Origin of the sequence: Bacillus sp. SRB3LM (assembly GCF_015712745.1) — a bacterium.
Taxonomy (GTDB): Bacteria; Bacillota; Bacilli; order Bacillales; family Bacillaceae_G; genus Bacillus_A; species Bacillus_A thuringiensis_K.
On sequence record NZ_VWVQ01000014.1, the window covers coordinates 1 to 24,958 of the forward strand.

Below are 24,958 nucleotides of genomic sequence, written 5' to 3' on the forward strand. Positions count from 1 at the left end.
ACGGATTCTTGAGTTTGTAGTAGTATCGCAGTGCCGTATGTACAGAGAAAGACATTGAAATGATTCCAGTTTTTACATAAACAAAAGAGAAGTCTGGAATATGACTTCTCTTTTGTTTGTATATGGCATGAACCGTTTCGATTCCTTTCAATGTACGTGAAGCATGGCGAAGATTTTGAAATCCTGCGGATTTAACAAAACGTCTCTTGATATGTCTATGGTCTTGTTCGATGAGATTATTGAAATGCTGAACAGTACAATGTTTCGTATGCACATAAAAGCCATTATGTTTTAGTTTTTTGAACGCACAAAGTAAAGCAGGAGCCTTGTCTGTTGTGAGAACCGTTGGTTCTCCAAAAGCTTTCACTAACCTTTTCATAAACATATAGGCTGCTTGATGATCTCGCTTTTTGCGAAGTTGAATATCCAACGTGTAACCTTCCTTATCAATCGCACGATACAGATAACGCCACTCTCCCTTGACTTTGGATATAGGTTTCATCTAAATGCCATAAGGAATGTGCTGATTTATTTTTCTTCTTCCACATTTGATAAATGATATTTCCATATTCATGGACCCAACGCATAATAGTTGTAGGATGAACTGAAACACCACGCTCTCTCAAAAGTTCAGATACGTCGCGATAGCTTAAAGAAAAACGACAATAGTAGCCGACGGCTACCAAAATAATATCTTTCTTGAATTGTTTTCCTTTAAAATATCCCATATGTTATGCTCCTCATCTCATTTTTTTACAGTCTAGCTCAGCTCCAAAAACTTTGCAACAGAACCTCATTGAGCAAGATCATCGATTTATCAAAAAACGGATTCAGAATATGCTGGGATTGAAATCCTTGCAAACAGCTACAAAAATGATCGCTGGAATAGAAGCTATGCATATGATCAAAAAAGGACAAACCCTCCAAGGGGAGAAGTCTGTCCAAAAGCAAATGTATCTTATCAATGAAATCTTTGGTTTAACAGCATAAAGTTCCATTCCGCTAGGAATCTTTTTCTTTTTTTCATATCTAACTGTATTTGCACCAGAACCTATAAAACATTCATGAGTTTTGATCGTTTTTTAATTTTGTAACAGAAGGATCTGCTGTTGTATTATTTGAATAATTCGAATCAAACGTAATATGAGAGGATTTCAATGACTCTTGCATCCACCAATACGTAATAAAGCTTATTGCAATACAACCCGTTACATAATAGTAAAATAGTGACTCAGCCCCGATCTTCTTTAGCCACAATGCGATAAATTCTGCTGTTCCACCAAATATCGAAACTGTAAGTGCGTATGGAAACCCTATGCCTAGTGCACGAATTTCAGCTGGAAAAAGTTCCGCTTTTACAATTGCATTAATAGAAGTGTAACCAGTAATGATAATGAGCCCAGTCATCATCATTAGAAATGCTACGATTGGCGATGTCGTTTTTTCCATAAAGTAGAATATTGGTGCTGTTAGTAAAGTTCCAAGAATGCCGAAGGTCATTAATAGTGGACGACGTCCAATTCGGTCAGATAATAGGCCAGCAACCGGTTGAAGTAGTACGAATATAAATAGTGCGACAAAGTTAATCCAGCTTACTACTTCTTTTGGTAGACCAACTGTATTTACCATGAATTTCTGTAAATATGTTGTGTACGTATAGAATGCAACAGTACCGCCTAGTGTTAATCCGATCACAGTTAATACAGCTTTCGGATGCTTCATAAGTGTTTGAATGGTTCCTGGATTTTCACGGTTTTCGGATTTCATGTTTGAGAACTGTTCAGATTCATCCATAGTACGGCGAAGCCATAACACAGCTGTTGCTCCCATTGATCCAATAATGAATGGTATACGCCATCCCCACACTTTCATGTCTGGTTCGCTTAATATCTGTTGCAGAGCAATTTGAACGCCTAAGGCAATCATCTGCCCTGCTACGAGAGTTACATATTGAAAACTTGAATAAAAACCACGGCGATCACTACTAGCCATTTCAGATAAATAAGTTGCTGAAGTTCCATATTCTCCGCCTATTGATAATCCTTGAATCAAACGAGCAATAACTAAAATAATAGGAGCCATAATTCTGATACTATTATAACTAGGCGTACAGGCGATAATAAGAGAACCCCCAGCCATAATTGTAATAGAAAGGGTTAATGCTGTTCGACGTCCGTGGCGATCCGCATAACGTCCTATTAATAAGCTTCCAATAGGACGCATTAAAAATCCAACTGCGAAAATAGCCGCTGTATTCAGTAGTTGACTAGTTGAATCGCCTTTCGGGAAGAACTCTGCTGAAAAATAGACAGCAAAAGCAGAATAGACGTACCAGTCATACCATTCAATTAGATTACCGACAGAACCTTTAAAGATATTTTTAGTAATTTGGCTTGAGCGGGCTTGAGTTATAATAATCCCCTCCTACTAGGAATAAAAGGAAATTCTGAAAAAACATTCTTACACCAACCTTCCGAAACAAAATTCTTTATTTTCTGAATCTTTTAATATTGTTATCATTAGGACCATTAATAAATTTTACTAAAGAATGTATAGTTGGATGAGAAAATATAGCTGTTACTGGAATATCATGTTTTAATTTGTGATGTACCCGTTCTTTTAACTCCATCACTTGTAGAGAATCTCCACCTAAATCAAAAAAGTTGTCCTCCAAATGAATATTAGTTACACCTAATAATTCCTCCCAAATAAGGGTTAAAGCATGAACTAGATCAACCGGTTTTGTTTGTTCGATTCGTTCAGAGTTGTGATTAAAATATTTTGAATGAGCAATAGATGTTAATGTTTTGGTGTCTAATTTTCCATTTTCTTGAACAGGTAAATTATTCATTTGTATAAATTGATTTGGAATCATATACTCTGGAAGGCTTTTTTTCAAAAGTTCTTTAAGTTCTGAAGTGCGTATTATCTGAGATGAGACATAAAATGCGACTAACTTTTTATTACCAGAAAGATCTTTTATATCCATAACTACACATTCTGTTATAAAAGATAGATTTAACATCACTGTCTCAATTTCCCCTGGTTCTATACGAAAACCTCGAATTTTTATTTGGCGGTCTTTTCTTCCTAAGTATTCAATATTTCCATCTGGTAACCAGCGACCTAAATCTCCTGTTTTATAAAGTGTTTTTCCGAATTTTTGAAATGGGTGTTCTTGAATAAATGCTTCTTGAGTAAGCTCTTTATTATGCAGATAACCTATAGCTACCCCTTTTCCCCCTAAATAAATTTCTCCAATCGCTCCAATAGGTAATGGAGAAAGATTTTCATCTAAAATGAAAACGGATGAGTTGGTGAGAGGAGTACCAATCAAAATAGAATTTAACTTTTTATGTTTCTGGTTCATAAAATAGTAGGTTGAAAACGTTGTATTTTCAGTCGGTCCATAACCATTTATCAAATACCCTTCTTCATTAAGATATTGAAGTGCTAAGTTGGCATGTGTTAAATTTAATGCTTCTCCTCCTACAATTAAATATTTAAGTGTTGAAAGTGCTTGGGGATTTTTTTCTACAAATTTATGAAATAATGCTGTTGTAAAAAACATAATAGTAATTTCTTTATCTAAGATAAACTGACACAGTTTTTCATTATCTAGAGCTATATCTTTGGACACAATCTCTAACCTTAAACCATTTAAAAGAGCTGTCCATATTTCAAAAGTAGCTGCATCAAAACTAATAGAAGACATTTGTGTCAAAATATCTGTGTTTGTAAATTTAAAATGATCTTTATCACAGGCTAAACGTATAATGCCTCTATGTGGAACCATGATCCCTTTCGGTGTTCCAGTGGAACCTGAAGAATAAATAACATACGCTACATCCTCTGTAGTACAAGTGTGATTAGGATTTGTATTATGCACATTGGATTCCAATATTTTTGAGATTGTTTGAATAGTTCCCGCATAGGTGGACGGAAGTATATGTTGAAACGATTCATGAGTAATGACCATCGCAGGATTACTATTTTTTAACATAAATACTAATCGTTCTTGGGGGTATGTGGCATCTAAGGGAACATAAGTACATCCTGATTTTAAAATTCCTATTATAGAGACAATAGCTTCAATTGAACGTTCTAACATGATGCCAATATGAGAACCTGTTTGAACACCCCTAGATAATAAATAATTAGCGACTCTATTTGCTTGTGCATTAACCTCTCTATACGTTAAGTTTTTTCCATTATAGCTTACAGCAATATGTGAGGGAGTATTTACAACTTGTTCTTCAAAAATTTTATGAACACATTTACATTGTTGTTTTGAATAACTTTGAGGAGTATCATTAAATATTTCAGTCACTGTGTTTTGTTCTGACGGACTAGTAATATTTATATCTAAAGGTGTCAATTCTGACTTAGTTTCAAAAGTATCTAAAAAAATCTTTAAATTATTTAACAGGTTTTCAAGAATTCCTATATGATAAGTAGAAGAATTAAAATAGGCTTGAATATTAAATTCATCGTTTAAATGATTTTCTTCAAAGGAAATAAAAACTACATCTTTAGAAAAAGTATGAAAAAACGACTCAATATGCGCTACATTACCATTAGAATTTACCAGTGCCGTATCATATTGCAGTTTATCGTTATATGACACCATGGTTGGTGGTTGCATATAAATATCGTGTAACAGAGTTTTTACTGTAGCATTTTTTTGAATTTTTATATTATAATTATCTATATTGTTTTTTTGAAGATTATAAAATCCGAAACCAACTTCTGTTTCTGCACTGTATTTATATAAAATAATTGTCCAAGCACACTTAAAAAGTGTACATAGATCAACGTCAAATTTTTGAGCAATGTCTTTTAACATGGATAACTTCTGTTTCATTGTAATTGTAATATATTTTTGGTCTATGTTCATATTTTTTTGTTTGGGAAGAAAGTCTTTATTTAACATAATCCTAAATATACCTCCTCATACTAAAGTGTGCCATACTGCTCTCTTATAGAACGGTATTGATAACTACATACTTCTTCAGTTAATGCTTCTTTATCATATTGAAATTGGAATTTTTTATTTTCTAATATGATATCTGTTTCTTTAATTAGTTCTTCTGCTATTCTAATGTTCGGTTTTCGCATTATTTCTAGCATCAGTTGTTTTGTCATACTATTGAAATAATCTAAATCATTTAAATTTTGGCTACTCCAATGTATTACTGGTACCCATTGATTTTGTAATACAAAGAATAACTTAATAAGTATCTGTAGAGATTTTGCTACACATAGACGAGTATTTAATTCATCTCCACGAAGTAATAATTTTCTAGTTCGTTGTATACAAAATAAAAATTCGAAATAATGTAATTTAGCTCTTTGATCTCCTAGCATAGGAGGCATATGTTTGATCTGTGCTATTTCTTGATACAAAATTCTATTGGGATCATAAAGTATTTCACAAAATTCATATGGCCAATGGTCAATATCTGCGGGAGAATCTTTTTTAGCTTTAAAGTCGGATTCGGGTAGCAATAAGATTTCAATCTTGCCGTCCATTGATCTCTCGAAAAGATTATTTGTTGCAAGGGAATTATAGTAAGAATCCGTTACAATTACTTCTACATCAAAATCAGATAACGTATCTTGATAACCCCGTGAACTAGAACCTACTAGTACAATCCCTATTGTATCTTTGTTCTTTTTAAATTGAGATATAAGATCATTTAATAGAGTTTTCATTCATGCTCCACCTTTCGTTTCGAAGTTTTAATAGCCATATAAATTTAGATCTTATCCTGAGTTAATTGCCGTATGAATTCGGAAACATCTGTCACCTCTGTTAATATGAGTTTTGTTAAATGAGTTATAGTAGGATTGATAAGAAAGGATCGAATGGAAATGGGAACGTTTAATTCTTTTCTTACCCAGTTCATTAAAGATATAATTTGCAAAGAGGATCCTCCTATATCAAAAAAGTTATCATCCTTCTGTACATCTTGTATACGTAATACTTGCGCCCATTTTTTTTGTAAATATTTAGAAATAATTTCACTTGTGTCTTCATTTTGATATTTTACATTTTCTTTTTCGAACATTCGCTCAGCCGTTGTTAATACATTTTGCTTAGATTCATGATTGATCATAAAGTGGTACAATGTATCGACAGTAGGATTAGCCAAAAAGGATCGAATGGAAATAGGAATATGGAAGGTATCTCTGATCCAAGAAATCAATTGAATAGCTTGAAGAGAGCTACCACCTATATCAAAAAAATTGTCCGTAATGGTTATATGTTTGTTATTTATTAATGTTCCTAAATAATTAAGAAGTACTTGATGGAGCTTTGAATATTGAGCTTGCTTTTTCTCAGGTAATGCTGTTAAAAATTTATTTAATATTTTTTTGTTCACTTTCCCATTTGCATCCAAAGGAATAGCATCCACAATAATAATGCTAGGAATCATATAGGAAGGAAGAGTTTCTTTTAAAAAATTTTTCAAGTTGCTTTCATCAATTGGAGCATTTTTTACAGAAACAAAGGCAATTATTTCTTTTTCTACATTATTTTTATCATTAACGTGGACATATACATTTTGAACATTAGTGTAATGGAAAATAGCTTTTTCAATTTCTGCTAATTCTACTCTATATCCTCTTATTTGTATTTGGTCATCAATTCGACCTATTATTTCAATACTATCGTCGGATAAATATCGCCCAATATCACCCGTTTGATAAGCCTTTTTCCCATTTATAGATAAATATCCTGATTTTTGAGGGCCAGTGACTTTTTCGAGATAGCCTCTCCCTACGTTTTCACCTATAACGCATAATTCTCCAATCGTACCTTGTTTGCTCAGGTTTTTATCTTTATCAAATATGACGATTTGATTATTACGAATCGCCTTTCCAATGGGAACACTTTTGGTTTCTGTTTCAAGGTTATCGTCTATATCTACATTCATTGCAACACCAATTGTAGTTTCAGTCGGCCCATAATGATTTACTATTTTACAGGCTCCTGCCCGTTTTTTTATTTCTTGATAGATTTCCCATTTTAACAATTCGCCTCCCAGTATCAAATACTGTTTTGGAAAGATATTTTCTTCTGCAGAATGTAGTAAAGTATAGAAATGGGAAGGCGTAATTTTCAAACAATCTACTGAATGCGTAGAAAAATAATTCGAAAATTCGTCAGGTTGTAACATTTGTTCTTTAGATAAAATATGCAATGTTCCAGCTGAAGCTAGAGCTCCAAAGATAGATGTATTCCCTAAGTCTGCTGATAATGTAGATACACTCGCAAAGTTTGTTTTATCATTTATATTTAAACACTCCATAAGAGATACAATATAATTTGTTACATTTTTATGTTCGATTAGTACTCCTTTTGGATTTCCGGTAGACCCTGAGGTGAACATGACGTACATCAGTTGATGTAAAGGAATTGAAATATTTAAATTTTCAATTCCATATGTTTTTGTCTTAGGGTCATCTACTGTAATGATAGGTCGATCTACCAAAGGATAAGTTGATTTTGATTTTTTTGAGCTGAGTATCAAACTACAGTTAGCAGAGTTTACTATATATTCTATTCGGTCTTTAGGAAGTTCGGTTTCTAAGGGGACATAAGTGGCACCCGATTTTAAAATTCCCAATAACCCAATAATCATTTCAACAGATCGCTCAATATATAGACCTATAAAATCTCCGATACCTCTCCCTTGTTCTTTTAACAGATTAGCTACTTGATTTGCAGATACATTCAATTCTTTATATGTTAGTTGTTTATCATCAGCTATCACAACTATTTGTTCGGGCGTATGATCTGCATGAAATTCAACAATTTGGTGTAAGCACATGTGAGCCAGTTGTTCTAACGTTAACTTTCTTATAGAGCTTGTCTTTTTGTGATTTAAATTCATGATGTACCATCCTCAATAGTAATAGTTTTTTAGTTAATCTGTTCATCAATAATAGTAGCTAATGTTTGCTCAGGTTTAGTAATTACGCTTTCTAATAATGTTTTATATACCTTTAGCATGGAAAGAACTGTATCGTGTTTGAATAATGCAGTATTGTATTCTAAAAAACCTGTGACTTGAGAGTTTTTAGTGAAAAACCCCATATTTAAATCAAATTTAGCACTTTGTGTATCAGAAAAAATATCTTCCATTATTATATCGTTCATTTCGATAGCGCTATTACTGACATCATTTAATGAGAACCATACGTCAAATAAGTTGTCTTGGGTTAAATTTTTATGTTCTCTTATTTTAGAAATGAGTAGATCAAAAGGATATTCTTGGTTACTGTCAGCTTCCAGGACCATAGATTCGGTTTCTTTTAAAAATTGTAAGAATGTACTTTCTAAATTTAATGAACTTGTTAATGTTAATGTATTGACAAAACAGCCTACGATATTTTGCACGTCTAAATTCTTACGATTAGCTGTTGGTGTTCCAATTACAATTTGTCGACTCTTTGAATATTTGGATAAAAATAATATATAGACTGACAATAATGTTAAATACGATGTACTACTGTATAATCCATTAAATTCTTGTAGCTTTTTCTGAAGTTCATCATTAAAATTAAATTTAATAGATGCCCCTTTTTGCGTCTCTAAGTTAGATCGTTTAAAGTCTAATGGTAACGTTCCTTTATTTTGAATATTTTCTAATTTGTTTAACCAATATTGTAATTGAGAATCTAGGAACCCTTTATTTACAATTGCTCTCTGCCAAATTGAATAGTCAACATAAGTAAATTTAATATTAGATAAAAGAGGTGACTCTCCTTGTGAAATCGCATTATATGAGCTGATTAAATCATTTAAAATAATATTTTGTGACCATCCATCTGTGAGGATATGATGCATTACTAATATCCAAATATATTCTTGCTCTGCTATTTTAAATAATTTTGTGCGAAAGAGAAGCTCATTGCTTAAATCAAATGGTTCTTGAACATATTCATTTAAAAGTTGTATTATTTTTATTTCTTTTTCTGCAGTTTTGCAAGTAGTTACATCAACTACTTGTAGATTTACTTCAATATCATTTTTTATTTCTTGACGGAGATCTGAATCTAGATGAAAAGTAGTTCTAAATGATGGATGTCTATTTACTAGGATGTTTAGGGCTTTCTTGAACGATGGGACATGTAAAGGTCCTTTTAGTTTTTTCGTTATATTAACGTGATAGGCTGTAGTGACAATATCATATTGTGATGCAATCCACATGCGTTCTTGAGAAAATGATACAGGATAATCTTTTGATTCTTTTATGTTTTGAAGTGGTGATAAAATTTCTTTTTTTATTTGCTTTGCATTAGATTTAATAAACTTTGCCATCTGTTCAATGGTTGGGAATTCGAATATGTGCCGTAACTCTAAATCGATTGTAAATGCGGCGTTGATTTTACTAATAATTCGTGTGGCTTTTAAAGAATGACCACCTAAAGAAAAAAAGTTATCCGTTATACTAATCTTTTTTATATCCAGTATACCTTCCCATATTTCAGAAAGTTTACTTTCCCATTTATCTCTCGGTGAAATATATTCAATAGATTCTGAAGTACTCATGCTTACGACTTTTTTAAGAGAAGAAATATCTACCTTTCCATTAGGAGTTAGTGGTATGCTATCTACAATAAAATATCTTGTGGGTATCATATAAGACGGCAATTCAGATTGTAAAAATCCTTTAAAATACATAGAAATAGAATGTTGTTCTCTAAGCATTCCTTTATTGGCAACAATATACGCTACTAACGTTTTATCACCAATGCTGTCTTCGGTAACTACAACAGCGCACTGCTGGACTGCAAGGTGTTCGTTAAGAGCAAATTCAATTTCACTTAATTCAATTCGATGACCACGTACTTTAACTTGCGAATCAATTCTTCCTCTGAATTCTATGTTCCCATTTGCAAGACATCTTGCGAAATCACCAGTTTTATATAAAATCTCATCAGAATTTGAGTTAAATACACTTCTAATAAACCTTTCTGAAGTTAAATCTTCTTGATTCAGATATCCGTTCGCAATTCCATCTCCTCCAACATATAATTCACCAATTACGCCTGTTGGAACAGGTTTTAAATTTTCATCTAAGATATATACTGTAGAGTTGGAAATAGGTTGTCCGATAGGTATATTGCCTCTTTTAGTATCGATATCATGAATTTCATAATAACAAGAAAATGTAGTGTTTTCGGTTGGACCATATCCGTTAATAAGTTTGCAATACTTGGTGTTTTTAATAAACTTCTCAACATGAGATAGCGATAAGCTTTCTCCACCAATTATTAAATATTTTAAACCTACAATATCATTTAATCTGTTTTCAACCATTTGATTAAACAGACTAGATGTTAACCATAATGTAGTTATATGATGTGAACGGATTGTTTCGCCTATTTTACCAAGTGTAGGTGTTTCCGGAGGCATAATGACTAATTTCCCCCCATTTAGTAAGCTTCCCCATATTTCAAATGTAGAAGCATCAAAAGAAATAGGTGCTAACTGTAACATAACTTCTTGTTTATCAAACTGCATATAATTAGTGTTTTTAACTAAGCGAATAACATTTCGATGGTTAATTAAAACTCCTTTAGGCATTCCAGTAGAACCAGACGTGTAAATGACATGGGATATATCAGTTGGATTGACTGTTACACGTAAAGAATTTGTAGGTTGCGATAAAATATCTTCTTGTTTTTGATCAATTGTAATAACTGTTGGATACCCAGTTTTAAATATATTATTTTTAGATTTTTGGGTAATAATCCATTTCATACGACTATCTTGAATCATAAATTCTAATCTTTTTTGTGGATAATTGGCATCTAATGGGACATATATAGCACCTATTTTTAGAATTCCTAAAAGGGTTGTAATAAGTTCATTGGATCTTTCGATACAAACACCTACAAAATCTCCTTTTGCTATCCCTAAATTTCTAAAAAGGTGTGCATATTGATTGGCTTTTTCATTAAGCTCTCGGTAGGTGATCTCCTTCTCTTTAAATGACAGAGCAATATGATTTGGTGTTTTTTGAACTTGCTCCTCAAAAACCTGATAAATAGCTTTTTCTTTAGGATAATCTGTTGTAGTTTGATTTAAAGAGCAAAGAATTTTCCGATCTGTTTCACTTAGCATTAAAAAATCGGATATATTTTGGTCAGGATTCTGTACGATTTCCCTTAAAAGAGAATGGAATTGTTGTGCCATCATAGACACAGAAGAGTGATGGAATATTTCACTAGAATAGATCCAGCGTGCTGTTAGTGCGTTATCATCTTCTAATATTTCAAGAATGATATCAAATTCAGTTCCGGATTCTTCAAATTCAATGCTATTTACTTTTAAATTAGGCAAACTAAAAGAATGATACGGATTTTTTTGATAACCCATTAATATCTGTACCACAGAATTCGAAACAGCTGCATTCTCTTTTGTAATAGCTTCAACAATCTTTTGATAAGGTACTGCTTTTCTTTTAAAAGCTTCTAAATTTGTAAGTTTTACTCGTTCTATTAATTCATTGAAGCTTGGATTATCCCATAAATTTACTCGTATAGGTAACGTATTGATAAAGCACCCAATAAGTGGTCTAGTGTCTCGACGATCACGTAAGGTAATAGGAACACCTATAATCAAGTCCTCTTGTTGGGTATAGCGATGTAAAAAAACAAAAAAAGCAGCTAATAAAGTAGTAAATGGAGTAGTACGATTTTTTCGACTGAAATTGCGTATTTGGTCAAATAATTCTTTTTCAAACTTAAAATTTAAACTCGTTCCTTTTAAAGAAGGGGCTATAGAGCGAGTATAATCAATAGGTAAATTAATACCGTCATATTTATCTGAAAATGTATTTTTCCAATAGTTTAAATTGTTTTCAAACTCAGCCGTGTTAAATTCTTTAGTGGTATCAACTACAATATCATAATGTTGCACTTTTAATTTAGGCAGCTGTATTGAATCATGTGCTATTTTCGCTGTATAGATTTGAATCAATTCTTTAATTAATATCTCCACTGAAGGGCCATCAGCAATAATGTGATGCATACTCATAATTACAGCATGTTCTTGAATATCAAATTTTAGAAAATGGACTGTAAGTAAAGGTCCATTTTCTAAATCGAATTTCTTTGATGATTGTCCTTTTGCAAATTCGATAATTTTTCTATCCCGATTTTCTCTTGCTATTTTGGTGAAATCAATTTCTTCAAATGAAATCAATACTTCATCAACTATTTCTTGATAGGGTACATGATCTTGATCATAAGAAAATTTAGTTCGGAAGGCATGTTGCCTTTGACCTAACTTCAAAAAAGACTCTTTGAGTAAAGGTATATTTAACTCACCGTGGAAATACAATCCGAATTGTATAAGGTAAGAAGGAGTGTTTGGATTTAATTTATTCATATACCACATAGATTCTTGCATAGGCGAAAGTGGATATTTTCTTGTTTTTTTAGTAGGTGCCGTATTTAATAATTTAGATTTATCTTCAGAATGCGATATATTTTTTGAATTTTTCGGTCCTCTTTCAAGCATTGTATTCCCTCCAATATAGTGAATTTAGATGTACGAAAATGATGTGGAAAATGCCTTAATATATTTCGGGATATAAAAGTTACTCTCTACCGTATTTGGTAAAGCATAAATCGCATAAATCTCCAATGGTATTGATATCAAATGTTTCTTCACTAGTTAAAAAGATCTGACCATCTGTTTCCTCTTCAATTTCTACAAGGAAATCAATTAAAGCTATAGAATCTCCACCCACTGCATAAAAATCATCATTTCTTTTCAAACTAGAAACTCCCAATAATCTTTCTAATATTTTTATTATTTTCTTTTCAAGATCAAAAAAAGCATCTTCTTTATCACAAGAGGATGAGCAAGATGTACAAGAATCTATCTCATCTTTTGATTGTTGTTCCAAGTCAAGCGCTTGTTCTCCTTTCCAATAAGATACACGCTTGAAAGGATATGATGGAAGTGGCGTTTTATAATATTTTTTCATTTTATATAATTGATTCCAATCGATGTTATTTCCATCAAGCCATTTGTGTAAAAACCGATTTAAAATTTCATCATGTTGATTTATATTGGATGGTTCTTGAATATGTGATTCATCTAAATGATTAATTAATTCTTCTATATTAGAGGCAATAGTTGCCCATCTGTATTCAAAAGCTTTCCTTCCAACATTTAAGGTATAAGAGATATCAGCTAAATTTAGATTTGTGTTTTGGATTAAATATTCTTTAAGATGTTTTTTAATTTGAATTAACTGTTCATTTGTTCTAGCTGAAAGCGTAATTAACTCAGCATTTTGTATATGATTTTTTTCCTTTTCTATATCTGGAGCTTCTTCTACGATAAGGTGTGCATTTGTACCGCCAAAACCAAATGAACTTACTGCACCACGTCTTGGACTCAATTCAGTATTTCTCCATTCAAGGGCTTCTTGAGGTACATAAAAAGGACTATTTTCAAAATCGATGTACGGATTTGGCTTGCTAAAATTAAATTGAGCAGGTAGTACTTTATTTTTTAAACACAAAACTAATTTAATTAATCCTGCAATTCCCGCTGCATGTGTTAAATGACCAATGTTACTTTTTACTGAGCCAATTGCACAATAATTTTTGTCCGATGTATATAATTGATATGCAGATTTTAATGCTTCCATTTCAATAGGGTCACCTAAAATAGTTCCTGTTCCATGAGTTTCCACATAAGATATTGTTCGAGGATCTATTTTGGATTTTTCAAGTGCACTTAAAATCACTTTTGTTTGTCCTAATTGACTAGGAGCAGTATAACTTGCTTTATCACTGCCATCATTATTTATGGCACTTCCTTTAATAACTGCATGAATAAAATCTTTATCTCTTATTGCATTTTCTAATTTTTTTAATACAACTACACCTGCACCGTTACCTTCAACAGTTCCAGTTGCTTCTGCATCAAAAGGTTTACATTCTCCATTCGAAGAATAGATTAATCCTTCCTGATAGATATATCCTTTAAACTCTGGAACATTTATGGAAACCCCTCCTGCGATAGCAATGTCGCTACTTTGATTTAACAAACTTTGACAGGCCATATGTACAGACACTAATGATGAAGAGCAGGCGGTTCCAACAGAAATACATTCTCCACGTAAGTTAAGTTTATGCCCCACTCTCGTAGCTAAAAATTCAGGAGCATTATTAATATAATTTTGAAGTGTTGTAGAGGCTGTTTGCTTTGAATCAGATTCAATAGGTTTATATTTGCTTGGACTGCAGCCAGCATATAATGAAATAATTCCTTCATAGTTAAATGGATTATACCCTGAATTTTCCAGAGATTCCCATACAACTTCTAAAAATATTCGATGTTGAGGATCTAGTGATGCAGCTTCTGTTGGTGAAATATTAAAAAATTCAGCATCAAATTTATCAATATTCCCAAGGATTCCACGTGCATTCACTAATTTTTGTTTAGAATATATTTTATTATCCGTTTGAGTGAAGTTAAAGTAAGTAATTCCATTTAATTTGTTTCGAAGTAGTTCCCAATAATGTTCTAAAGTAGGACTTTTAGGAAAGCGTCCGCCTATACCAATTATTGCAATATCTTTAGAGTCCATATAATTAGCTCCTTTATAAGTAAAATATATCTTTTTAAACAATGTTAATACTTGGTTGTATAAACCTTTTTTTATGCGATTATTAAAAAATATTTGCTTTAACAACCTATTTTATACACTTGCTAAAAATATTTTTTCAATGAATTATGCTGTAGAGTTCGAACTGCTGCTTATTGAAATAATAATCATTCAAATATTTTTCGCTTTATCTAACGATTAAAAAATATTTATAAAATGAACTTTGTTGTAATCAAATTGAAGACACGAGATTTGAATTTCATAATGCAGATTAACACTCTGAATGTATATGTATAAGAACATATGAGTTTTTTGAAAAAGTAATTGTATAAGAATTTTTCAGATTTTTATAATTTACATTAATTGAGATGTATATTTTGTACACAATGTTATAAATATAAGTGTATAGCTAGAACGCATTCTCTTAACTTAAACCATTATAAATCAAGCAAGCTAATTTTTTAGTAAGCATGTAAAATTTATGTTTAAAGTTATCATTATTAATAAAGAAATATAAAAAAATGGAGGCGTAAATTATGATAAACCTAGATTTATTTCAGGAAAAATTTAATGTACAAATTATTAAAGGCTCTTTATTAGTTCTCAAACCGAGAAAGGAGAATACTCATATACTGCAGTGGATAGAGGATCACAAAAAAGAGCTAAATAACGCATTATTACATTTTGGCGGGGTATTATTTCGTAATTGTAATATAGATTCAATTGAAACTTTTAATAATTTCATTTGTATATTCTCTGAAAATTTAGAGGAATATACAAATGCATCAACCCCAAGAAATAAAGTTAGTGGAAATATATATACCTCTACAGACTATCCAGCAGATCAAAAAATCCCACATCATTCTGAAATGTCATACACTTCTACTTGGCCAATGAAAATATGGTTTTATTGCATGACCCCGTCAAAAGAAGGAGGAGAAACTCCTATTGCTGATAATCGAGAAATTTTAAAACATATTGATTCTACTATAAAAATGAATTTTAAGGAAAAGGGTGTAAAATATGTTAGAAATTTTTACGAAGATGGTATGGGGATAAATTGGGAAAAAGCGTTTAATACGAATGATAAATCAAAAATAGAAAAGTTTTGTAGAGATAAAGGAATTAAATTTAACTGGTTTGAGGGGGGATTAACTACCGAGGAAAAAGGACCTGGTATTTATACACATCCTATAACTCGTGAGGAAATTTGGTTTAACCAAGCACATTTATTTCATATTTCTGATTTTGATTTGACCACACAAGAATTTTTATTAGAACAGTATACAGAAAAAGGGTTACCAAGAAATTCCTATTATGGAGATGGAATGAAGTTTGATGCTGCAGTGTTATCGCACATTCAAAATGCATATGCAAAATGTGAAATATCCTTTCCATGGGAGAAAGGGGACGTGTTGATGCTTGATAATATGTTAATGTCTCATTCTCGAAATCCTTTTAAAGGCGAACGAAAAGTAGTGGTAGGTATGGCAGATATGTACACTACTAAAAGATAAATAAATATTTTTGGGGGTTAAATAAATGATCGTTAATGTTACAGATTTAAGTAAAAGTTATAAGGTAAAAAGGAAGTTACCAGGATTACAAGCGAGTATTCGTAATTTAATTCATCCAAACTTTGAAACAGTAAGTGCTGTAAACAACGTTTCATTTACCATTTCAAAAGGCGAAATTGTCGCTTTTATAGGTCCTAATGGTGCTGGAAAATCTACTATTATAAAGATGTTAACAGGATTATTGTATCCAACCAGTGGGAAAATAGAAATAATGTCACTTAATCCTTGGGAAAAGAGACAAGAATTTTCATTTAAAGTAGGAACAGTTTTTGGACAAAAATCACAACTTTGGTATCACCTACCTCCGATAGAGGCATTTTCCCTTCTGTCAAAAATTTATGAGCTAGACGAAGCATCTTATCTAAAACAACTCAATAATTTAGTAGAACTGTTTAATTTGGAAAGCTTTCTCTATACTCCTGTAAGAAAACTTAGTTTGGGACAACGTATGAGATGTGAAATTGCAGCTTCTTTAATTCATCAGCCAGAACTATTGTTTCTTGATGAACCCACAATAGGTTTAGATATTGTTGGCAAAAGGAAAATTAGAGAGGCATTACTAGCGATGAATAGAGAATTTAAGACAACTATTATCCTTACCAGTCATGATTCTGGTGATATCGAACGGTTATGTAACAGAGCAGTTGTCATAAATAAAGGGAATATTATGTTTAATGATAATTTAGCTACTTTGCATTCAAATTTTTTTACACATAAAAAAATGTATGTAAGATTTTCCGATGATAACATTCCTACTTTGAATCAAGCAGGGATAGAGATAATAAAGAAGAATTTGAATGAAGTTGAATTTAAGGTGGATATAAAAAAGAATTCATGCACCCAAATCATGCGAGATATTATGGGGAAGTTTAATGTTGAGGATTTTACAATTTTTAATCCTACTATGGACGAGATTATTCATCAAATTTTCACACTTGAAAATGAAAAGATGAAAAAGGAGTGAACGCATGAAAAATCTTGAAAATGTCTTAACTAAATATTATTCCATTTTTATAACTTCAGTCAAAAGTAATTTAGCTTATGTGAAAGAAACATTGTATGGAACAACGTTTATGCTAGTGATTATGTATATTTTTATTAATTTGTGGGAAGTAGCTTTTGCTTCCAAAAGTACTAGTCTTAGTATGGATTTTGTTCAAACAGTTTGGTATCTGCTAATAGCAGAAGCAATTGTCCTAAGCTTAAACCCGGTTTATATAACGATTGGTGAGGAAGTTCAATCGGGTTCTTTGGCATATACAATAAATCGACCATATAACTATTTAGCGTATCATTTCTTCAATGGTTTAGGAGAAAGTTTACTTCGTTTTATTATTAATTTATTTTCCGGTGCGATATTGGTGTTAATACTGGTAGGGCCAATTCATGTAGAGGTCCTAAATTTAGTACCAGTCGGAATTATTATTTTTTTAGCTTTTTTGTTAAATTATTGTTTAAGTGCATTAATTGGTTTTAGTGCCTTTTTTACTGAGGATACTTCGGGGATTGCTTTTATTTATCAAAAATTTTTATTTATCCTAGGTGGAGTATTGATTCCCTTGGATTTCTTTCCCGGCTTCATGAAACAAATAACTAATTACCTTCCTTTTGCTTTTATTACATTTGCTCCATCAAAATTAGTTATTGATTTTAGTTTATTAAATTTTTATCACACGCTTAGTGGACAAGTTTTATGGATAGTCTTATTTATGCTTATTTTAAATATTGTATTTAAGATAGGAAAACGAAAACTTACAATTAATGGAGGGTAGCCTATGAACAGAGTTAAAGTGGAACTAAAATTTTTAAAGGCATTATTTTTTGTAAATTTATCATCAAACATGGAGTACCGTTTTAATTTTATATTGCAAGTTATTTTTATGTGTATTAACAATTTAGTTTATATCATATTTTGGAAATTATTTTTTGGTAATTTTAATAATATAAATGGATGGAATATGTCAGATATGTATTTACTTTTCTCCATAGTTACAACAGGCTTCGGAATAGGCATGGTTGTTTGTGGAAATTCAACACAACTTGCTAATATTATTTCTATGGGGAAATTAGATAGTTATTTGATTTTACCTAAAAATGTATTGTTACATGTGTTATGTTCGAGAATGTCAATTAAAGCCGTGGGGGATGTAATATTTGGAGTCTTAATTTTTGCTGTAAGTGGTTTTAGTAATGTTGTCTCTATGGGACTATGGATTCTATCAATAATTTGTGTGGCTATAATTTTTGTCTCGTTTACTACTCTTTTTGGCACTTTAGCCTTTTGGATTGGAAAAGCAAACATTATCCAACAACAGGTCAACAATGCTTTACTAACCTTTGCATTATACCCGCAAACCATATATAAAGGTTTTTCAAAATTGATTATTTTCACAATAATGCCAGCAGGGATTATTGGATTTATTCCAGTAGAATTAATTAAAGAATTTGATTTAACAAAATTATTATTATTAATTGGATTTTGTATTTTTATCGCTTATATATCTACTTTAATCTTCCGGTTAGGTTTAAAAAAATATGAATCAAACAATATTTTTACCTTTCGGGATTGATTGTGTATGAGGATATTTTAAAATTTCAAGAACGCTATCCTTTGACACTAGCCCCTAAAGGGGCTAGCTGACCAACTTCAGTGGGATTCTTGCTACCAAAGGCGATGTTCATTTCTGGTATTGCTGACATGCAAGAGTGCGGTGTGCCATCATCATTCCCACAACAGATTATATAGGTTCGTGGGCTAAGGTACTGTGACCACACCGTACGGATTGTTGGTTCTCAAATGGTTTTACGTCTTTTGCATGATTAGAAATAAAGTATACCATGTTTTACTATGCAAAAACGATGCTTTCATCCCAGGTCTAAAGAGGGGCTAAAGTCCTGGGTGTGCTTTCACGTATCGTAAATTCTGTAAGGAGGAACGTATAGGATATGTATACTCATAATCATATTAAAGTATCATTGGTTAAATATACGATTAAATCATGAAAAATAATTTTAAATTAGATATTGTCATAGGATCGATGTTATTCGCATTATTTTTAGGAGCTGGAAATTTAATTTTCCCTCCCCTGTTAGGACAACAAGCAGGAGATAAATTTCTGATTGCAATAAGTGGTTTTTTGGTAACAGGAGTTGGTTTACCGGTATTAGCAATAATTGTTATATCTAGTGTAGAAGGAGATTTGAAAAAATTATCCGATAGGGTCCATCCTGTTTTTTCATTTCTATTTCCAATGATTAGTTACTTATCAATTGGACCTTGTTATGCTATTCCGCGTACGGGCGTAGTTTCATTTGAAGTAGGGATCAATCCTTTTTTATCCGAAATAGGACAGACAGAGTGGTATATGTTATGTATATACACATTATTATTTTTTGGAGTTACTTTATATTTATCCTTACATCCATCTAAAATGATAGATTTATTCGGGAAAATTTTAACCCCACTATTAGTCATAATGGTTGTAATAATAGTTGTGAAGTCTATAATCAGTCCAATTGGTCCACTTAATGTATCGAATAGTTTATATGAAAACCACGCTTTTGCAGAAGGAATAATCCAAGGATATTTAACTATGGATGCGATAGGTGCATTTGTCTTTGGTATTGTTATTGTACAAGCTATTCGAGCAAAAGATGTTACAGAACCTACTCATATCAAAAAAATCACCATGGTATCAGGAATTATAGCGGCTGTAGGGTTAATATTTATTTATTTATCCCTTGCATATATCGGTGCAACCAGTGCTAAATTAGGCATTTCTAATACTGGTGCTCTTATTCTAACAAATGTTGTGAAACATCTTTTTGGTACAAGTGGACAAATTTTACTAGGATTTATTATTACATTAGCATGTTTGACAACTTCAATTGGATTGACATCAGCTTGTGCAACTTTTTTTTCAAAACAATTTACATCTATTTCATATAAAAGTGCCGTGAAAATTATATGTTTATTCAGTTTTATGATATCTAATTTAGGATTAGAACAATTGCTTAATGTCTCTTTGCCGATATTAATGATAATTTACCCTATTACCATTACACTTATTATTTTGTCTTGTTTTCATGCTTGGATTGGAAATCGTAATATGGTTTATATTTGCTCCATTATCGGTACATTGATGATAAGTCTATTGAGTAATCTTGATAGGGTGAATTTTATTGATTTATCACATATTCTAGAGCTTATTCCGCTATATAAAGAAGGGCTAGGGTGGTTAATTCCTTCATGTATTGGAGGAGTAATAGGTCTCTTTATTCATAAAACGCAAATGTGAAAATAAACAGGATAGAAATTAAAAATATCTTTCAACACAATAATCAAATATTAATTCGAATTCACTAAATTCGTCAAGGAATGAGAAGCAAGGTTTAAATTAACTCGAAGGTGCTTAAATAAATCGAAAACGTCCATCATGAAAGAAATCAGATTTATAAAGGAGTGAGAAAAATGATTCATAACATTGCTGTCATCGGTTTAGGTACAATGGGAATAGGAATTGTTCAGGCATTGGCGATGGGTGGGAAATATATAAAAATGTATAGTTCATCAGAAAAAAGTATACAAAAAGCTCACCAAACGATAGAAACCAATTTATCTCAATTAGTAAAAGCCCAACGTCTAAATACAGAACAGAAAGAATGTATTTTATCCAATCTTTGTCCTGTATATACATTAGAAGAAGCATGTAAAAATGTAGAATTAGTAATCGAAGCAATCCCTGAAAATTTACAGTTAAAAAAAGAAATGTTTAAAAAAATAGATAGATATACATCTGCATCTACAATCTTAGCAACAAATACATCTGAGCTAAGTGTTACCGCTATTGCAAGTGTTACCAATCGACCGGATAAGGTTATAGGAACACATTGGTTTAACCCAGCACATATTATGAAGCTGGTTGAAATTATTCAGGGAATAGAAACATCAGAAAAAACCATACAATTAGTAAAGGAGGTTGTACAATCTATCGGTAAGGAAAGTATTATCGTTAAAGATAAACAAGGGTTCGTTACTTCTAGAGCTATTATTATTCATTTATTAGAATGTATACGTATGTATGATGAAGGGGTCAGCAGTAAAGAAGATATTGATAAAGCTATCAAACTGGGATTAAATTATCCTATGGGACCTTTGAGATTGGCTGATTATGTTGGATTAGATACAATATTATTTGCAAGTCAAGGATTAACAGAAGCTTGGGGAGATAGATTTCGTGCCCCTCAAGCACTTGTAAAACTTGTGGAAGCAGGGCATCTGGGGCGTAAATCTGGAAAGGGATTTTATAATTATATAAGAAAGAGTTAAATAATTAAGTACCCCTATCCCTTAGAGCCTGTTTATAGTCTTATAAATATGTTAGAATGTATGCAAAAACAGGAGGTAAGTGTATGTCTTATCCAAGTGATATCAGCCGTGAAAAATTCGAGATCATTCGTGAAGAACTAGAGACATTTAGCAAATGCACGAGTCCGCGAAAGTATGACCTTTATGATGTGTTCAATGCACTACTCTATGTTCTGAGTACAGGCTGCCAGTGGCGTGCTTTACCAAGAGATTATCCCAAATGGCAAAATATTTACCGCTACTATGCAAAATGGAGTAAATCTAATGCCGAAGGCAGCAGTCTATTAGAGACCTTATAAAAAATTGTTGTGCAAATAAGGGAAGCAGTGAATCGTCCCAAAAGATTTAGCTTTAATATTGTCGATGCCCAAAGTGTTAAGAATGCAGCTACGGCTGAACAAAAAGGTTATGATGATGGTAAGAAAGTTTCTTGTATTAAACGACATATCAGTGTAGATATTCTTGGATTTCCCCATGGAAGCCATCCTCACGGATGGTGGGTACACAGGAGAAAAGTTTCAAAAAGAAATTCAAAAGCTATTGAATGCTGAAGCACAAGTTGCTAAGCGGTCAGAATTGCATCAATTTCAAATGATCCCCAAAAGATGGATTATAGAGCGCTCGTTTGCTTGGTTAGAAAAATACAGACGATTGTTCAAAAATGTAGAGAGAAAATTAGAGAAAAGTAAAAAACTGATTTTAATTATATTTATTTACTTTTTAAATAAAAGATAAGACTATAAACAGGCTCTTAACAATTGATACTCCCAAAACGGACCCTATATGTTCGTAGGCTAAGGTACTGTGACCATACCGTACAGATTGTTCGTTCTCAAATGTTGTTACATCTTTTGTATGAATATGAATAAACTGTACCATGTGTTGCTACGTAACAACGATACTTTTTCATCTCACGTCTAAAGACGGACTAAAGTCCTGCGTGGGCTTTCCCATATCGTCAATTCTGTAATAAAATTGAAGCAATATTTCCAGTTCTAAATTTTTATTTTTAGAACAGCATCATGTGTGAACTTTTCTATATGGATTCTGAATAATTAAGAAACAAGGAGGATTATATGATATTTCAGGAATTTAAAAGCGCACTTGAACAAAAAAAACTTGAATACGCGCAATGTATTTGGGAGAAAATCAAACTATTGGGAACGCCTTTAATTGAAATAATAAGTAAAGAATTTTCTCGAATAATATTTATATTTGAAGCAACTTATTCAGTAGAAAATGTATTGCTATTAACCTCAATAGGAGACTTAAATATTGAAAGTAGTACCATGAAAAATATACAAAACAGTAATTTTTGGTATCAAGAAATGATATTGAGAAATGAATTAATAATGGTGTATCAATTTTTCCCTAATGGTTTGCATGTTGAATGGAGTGAAAAAAATCGATATTCGCAGTTAGATGTAAATAATACACAGCAATATGACAAACAGTGGTCTATTTTAATTTTATCACAGTATCAACAAGATCCGTTGACAATTTCAAACTATGATGAACAAGTTATGATCGAAAAAAATATAACGGATCACCATATCTATAGTAATGCTCTTAAAGAAGACCGATTCTTTTCAGTATATACAAATAATTCTCGGATAGATAGTATATGGTTTATATTAGATGGTCATGTGTATCTGTCGTCCATTCCCGTGCCAATCATTATTGAAAATTTACACAAACAAGGAAAACCCATCAATCCATTAATAGTATTTATAGAACAAGTAGATAGACGTAGAGAATTGGGATGTTCTAAACGGTTTAGCCGATTTCTTTGTGAAGAGCTTTTCCCATGGATAGTGAAAAACTATAATATAAAGAGTTTTAACAGAAATCAATGTATGATTGCTGGGTCTAGTTTAGGTGGACTTTCCTCTATTTACACAGCTCTAACTTATCCTGAAATAATAGGAAAAGTTTTATCACAGTCAGGTGCATTTTGGTGGAAACCAGATACATCTGATGAATGGGAATGGCTAACTCATCAATCGTTTCATAAACATGAGTCTCTCCCACAAGAATTTTATTTAAGTGTGGGGTCTTATGAAGATAAACCCATAGGGGATAGTGAAGTAACAATGATTACAAGTAATCGAAAGATGGAACATAAGCTATCAGCTTCAGGATATAAGACCTTTTGGGAGGTTTTTATAGGCGGACATCATACTATCAATTGGGCAAATAATTTTAGTTCAGGAGTAAAAAAGCTTTTTGTCACTTAATATTGATTTTAAGTCTTATAAAGAGGGATCAATACTAATTTTAAATATAACGATGATCTTGATATTGTTAGGGAGATTTTTAAAATGATACATATCTATGCAATTCAACATAAAGGTTTAAATCATATCATGTTTCATCAATTACTCAAATATGTTTCTTGGAATAAAAGAGAGAAAATCAACAGATTTGCAAATATAGATGATGGAAAAAGAAGCCTTTTAGGAGAAATAGTAGTGAGAGCATTTATTAAAAAACGGTTTAATATTTCTAATGAACGAATAAAAATGGGCCATAACACATATGGAAAACCACATATATTAGGCATGCCTGATTTTCATTATAATATTTCTCACTCAAAAGATTGGATCATTGTCGGAATAAGTTCATCTTTAATAGGTGTTGATATTGAATATATGGAACCATGTAACGTTCAAATTGCTAAACGTTTTTTTTCAAAAGATGAATATCAAGCAATTCAAAAGAAAAAACATGAGGAAAGAATTAAACTTTTTTATGAGTTATGGACTGCAAAAGAATCCTATATAAAAGCTATAGGAAAAGGACTATCTGTACCTTTAAATTCATTTTCTATTCAAAATTTAGGTAGGACTCTTCGTCTACTAAACAGCACAGAACATTTTTATTTTAAAAAATATCATATTGATGATAACTATAAGTGTGTAGTATGCTCAAAACATGTAAATCATATATCAAAGCCTGTTCTTTTAGATATAAATAACATATATGAAAATATCGTAAATATAGGATCATGATGAACAATTTTATTGGAAGTTTTTAAGTATGGCTAGCACTAACGATAAGAATGGCTGAAGAAAATAAATAAAAAATATCATTGTACTTACAGAGTATTAGATAAAAACATTATTTATCTAGAAATTTTTGGATTTTGTATAAATGGGATTGATAAACACATGAGGGCCTTTTATACTAAAAGTACATTCTTTGAAAACCGCATATAAAAATGCTAGGAGAGGGAAGAGTATAACATGAAACGTTTTCAGAGAGGAGAATCATTAGCTGGGAGATTCTCTAGATAGTTATGTTAGAAGGTAGCCCTGGAGCATCTTTTCTGAACGGAATAGTTCTTATTAGGAAAAGACGGATTT

At 31.7% G+C, this 24,958-nt stretch carries 14 protein-coding genes and 3 pseudogenes; 10 read left to right on the forward strand and 7 right to left on the reverse strand.

The window, feature by feature from the left end; all coding sequences use genetic code 11:
- Positions 1-82: 82 nt before the first annotated feature.
- Positions 83-728 (reverse strand): annotated as a pseudogene (locus F3I02_RS10805) (IS6 family transposase); the annotation flags it as partial.
- Positions 729-789: 61 nt separating this feature from the next.
- Here F3I02_RS10805 and F3I02_RS10810 point away from each other — a divergent pair.
- Positions 790-990: pseudogene (locus F3I02_RS10810) on the forward strand (DDE-type integrase/transposase/recombinase); the annotation flags it as partial.
- Between the two features lie 72 nt (positions 991-1,062).
- Here F3I02_RS10810 and F3I02_RS10815 read toward each other — a convergent pair.
- From F3I02_RS10815 to F3I02_RS10840, 6 genes are all read right to left on the reverse strand, one after another.
- Positions 1,063-2,418, reverse strand: coding sequence for an MFS transporter (locus F3I02_RS10815; protein ID WP_374058642.1), 1,356 nt, complete (start codon positions 2,416-2,418; stop codon positions 1,063-1,065).
- A gap of 70 nt (positions 2,419-2,488) precedes the next feature.
- Entirely contained in the window at positions 2,489-4,933 is a 2,445-nt protein-coding gene (locus tag F3I02_RS10820; protein WP_196477971.1) for a non-ribosomal peptide synthetase, read from the reverse strand.
- 23 nt (positions 4,934-4,956) lie between these two features.
- On the reverse strand, positions 4,957-5,715 hold the full coding sequence (locus F3I02_RS10825; protein ID WP_196477972.1) for a hypothetical protein: 759 nt from the start codon (positions 5,713-5,715) through the stop codon (positions 4,957-4,959).
- A gap of 44 nt (positions 5,716-5,759) precedes the next feature.
- A complete protein-coding gene (locus tag F3I02_RS10830; protein WP_196477973.1) occupies positions 5,760-7,901 on the reverse strand; it encodes a non-ribosomal peptide synthetase in 2,142 nt (713 codons plus the stop codon).
- A gap of 29 nt (positions 7,902-7,930) precedes the next feature.
- The gene (locus F3I02_RS10835) at positions 7,931-12,541 is read right to left on the reverse strand and encodes a non-ribosomal peptide synthetase (protein WP_196477974.1); all 4,611 of its coding nucleotides are present in this window, start codon (positions 12,539-12,541) and stop codon (positions 7,931-7,933) included.
- Positions 12,542-12,620: 79 nt separating this feature from the next.
- On the reverse strand, positions 12,621-14,630 hold the full coding sequence (locus tag F3I02_RS10840) for a type I polyketide synthase (protein WP_196477975.1): 2,010 nt from the start codon (positions 14,628-14,630) through the stop codon (positions 12,621-12,623).
- A gap of 554 nt (positions 14,631-15,184) precedes the next feature.
- Here F3I02_RS10840 and F3I02_RS10845 point away from each other — a divergent pair.
- From F3I02_RS10845 to F3I02_RS10885, 9 genes and pseudogenes are all read left to right on the forward strand, one after another.
- Positions 15,185-16,165, forward strand: coding sequence for a TauD/TfdA family dioxygenase (locus F3I02_RS10845; RefSeq protein WP_196477976.1), 981 nt, complete (start codon positions 15,185-15,187; stop codon positions 16,163-16,165).
- A gap of 25 nt (positions 16,166-16,190) precedes the next feature.
- On the forward strand, positions 16,191-17,189 hold the full coding sequence (locus F3I02_RS10850; RefSeq protein ID WP_196477977.1) for an ABC transporter ATP-binding protein: 999 nt from the start codon (positions 16,191-16,193) through the stop codon (positions 17,187-17,189).
- Positions 17,190-17,193: 4 nt separating this feature from the next.
- Entirely contained in the window at positions 17,194-17,997 is an 804-nt protein-coding gene (locus F3I02_RS10855) for an ABC transporter permease (RefSeq protein WP_196477978.1), read from the forward strand.
- A 3-nt stretch (positions 17,998-18,000) separates the two neighbouring features.
- A complete protein-coding gene (locus F3I02_RS10860; protein ID WP_196477979.1) occupies positions 18,001-18,795 on the forward strand; it encodes an ABC transporter permease in 795 nt (264 codons plus the stop codon).
- Positions 18,796-19,224: 429 nt separating this feature from the next.
- Positions 19,225-20,523: a branched-chain amino acid transport system II carrier protein gene (gene brnQ, locus F3I02_RS10865; protein ID WP_196477980.1), complete on the forward strand. Its 1,299-nt coding sequence runs from the start codon at positions 19,225-19,227 to the stop codon at positions 20,521-20,523.
- A 173-nt stretch (positions 20,524-20,696) separates the two neighbouring features.
- The gene (locus F3I02_RS10870) at positions 20,697-21,554 is read left to right on the forward strand and encodes a 3-hydroxyacyl-CoA dehydrogenase family protein (RefSeq protein ID WP_196477981.1); all 858 of its coding nucleotides are present in this window, start codon (positions 20,697-20,699) and stop codon (positions 21,552-21,554) included.
- An 83-nt stretch (positions 21,555-21,637) separates the two neighbouring features.
- Positions 21,638-22,328 (forward strand): annotated as a pseudogene (locus F3I02_RS10875) (transposase).
- 341 nt (positions 22,329-22,669) lie between these two features.
- A complete protein-coding gene (locus F3I02_RS10880) occupies positions 22,670-23,830 on the forward strand; it encodes an alpha/beta hydrolase (RefSeq protein ID WP_196477982.1) in 1,161 nt (386 codons plus the stop codon).
- 84 nt (positions 23,831-23,914) lie between these two features.
- Complete coding sequence (locus tag F3I02_RS10885; protein WP_196477983.1) at positions 23,915-24,604, forward strand: 4'-phosphopantetheinyl transferase family protein; 690 nt, start codon at positions 23,915-23,917, stop codon at positions 24,602-24,604.
- The last annotated feature ends 354 nt before the right edge of the window (positions 24,605-24,958 follow it).

Excerpts from the sequence above, each read along its gene's own strand:
- F3I02_RS10825 (WP_196477972.1), bottom strand. The coding sequence starts at position 5,715 with ATGAAAACTCTATTAAATGATCTTATATCTCAATTTAAAAAGAACAAA.
- F3I02_RS10880 (WP_196477982.1), top strand. The coding sequence starts at position 22,670 with ATGATATTTCAGGAATTTAAAAGCGCACTTGAACAAAAAAAACTTGAA.
- F3I02_RS10820 (WP_196477971.1), bottom strand. The coding sequence starts at position 4,933 with ATGTTAAATAAAGACTTTCTTCCCAAACAAAAAAATATGAACATAGAC.
- F3I02_RS10830 (WP_196477973.1), bottom strand. The coding sequence starts at position 7,901 with ATGAATTTAAATCACAAAAAGACAAGCTCTATAAGAAAGTTAACGTTA.
- F3I02_RS10870 (WP_196477981.1), top strand. The coding sequence starts at position 20,697 with ATGATTCATAACATTGCTGTCATCGGTTTAGGTACAATGGGAATAGGA.
- F3I02_RS10835 (WP_196477974.1), bottom strand. The coding sequence starts at position 12,541 with ATGCTTGAAAGAGGACCGAAAAATTCAAAAAATATATCGCATTCTGAA.
- F3I02_RS10845 (WP_196477976.1), top strand. The coding sequence starts at position 15,185 with ATGATAAACCTAGATTTATTTCAGGAAAAATTTAATGTACAAATTATT.
- F3I02_RS10850 (WP_196477977.1), top strand. The coding sequence starts at position 16,191 with ATGATCGTTAATGTTACAGATTTAAGTAAAAGTTATAAGGTAAAAAGG.
- F3I02_RS10885 (WP_196477983.1), top strand. The coding sequence starts at position 23,915 with ATGATACATATCTATGCAATTCAACATAAAGGTTTAAATCATATCATG.
- F3I02_RS10855 (WP_196477978.1), top strand. The coding sequence starts at position 17,194 with ATGAAAAATCTTGAAAATGTCTTAACTAAATATTATTCCATTTTTATA.
- brnQ (WP_196477980.1), top strand. The coding sequence starts at position 19,225 with ATGAAAAATAATTTTAAATTAGATATTGTCATAGGATCGATGTTATTC.
- F3I02_RS10860 (WP_196477979.1), top strand. The coding sequence starts at position 18,001 with ATGAACAGAGTTAAAGTGGAACTAAAATTTTTAAAGGCATTATTTTTT.
- F3I02_RS10840 (WP_196477975.1), bottom strand. The coding sequence starts at position 14,630 with ATGGACTCTAAAGATATTGCAATAATTGGTATAGGCGGACGCTTTCCT.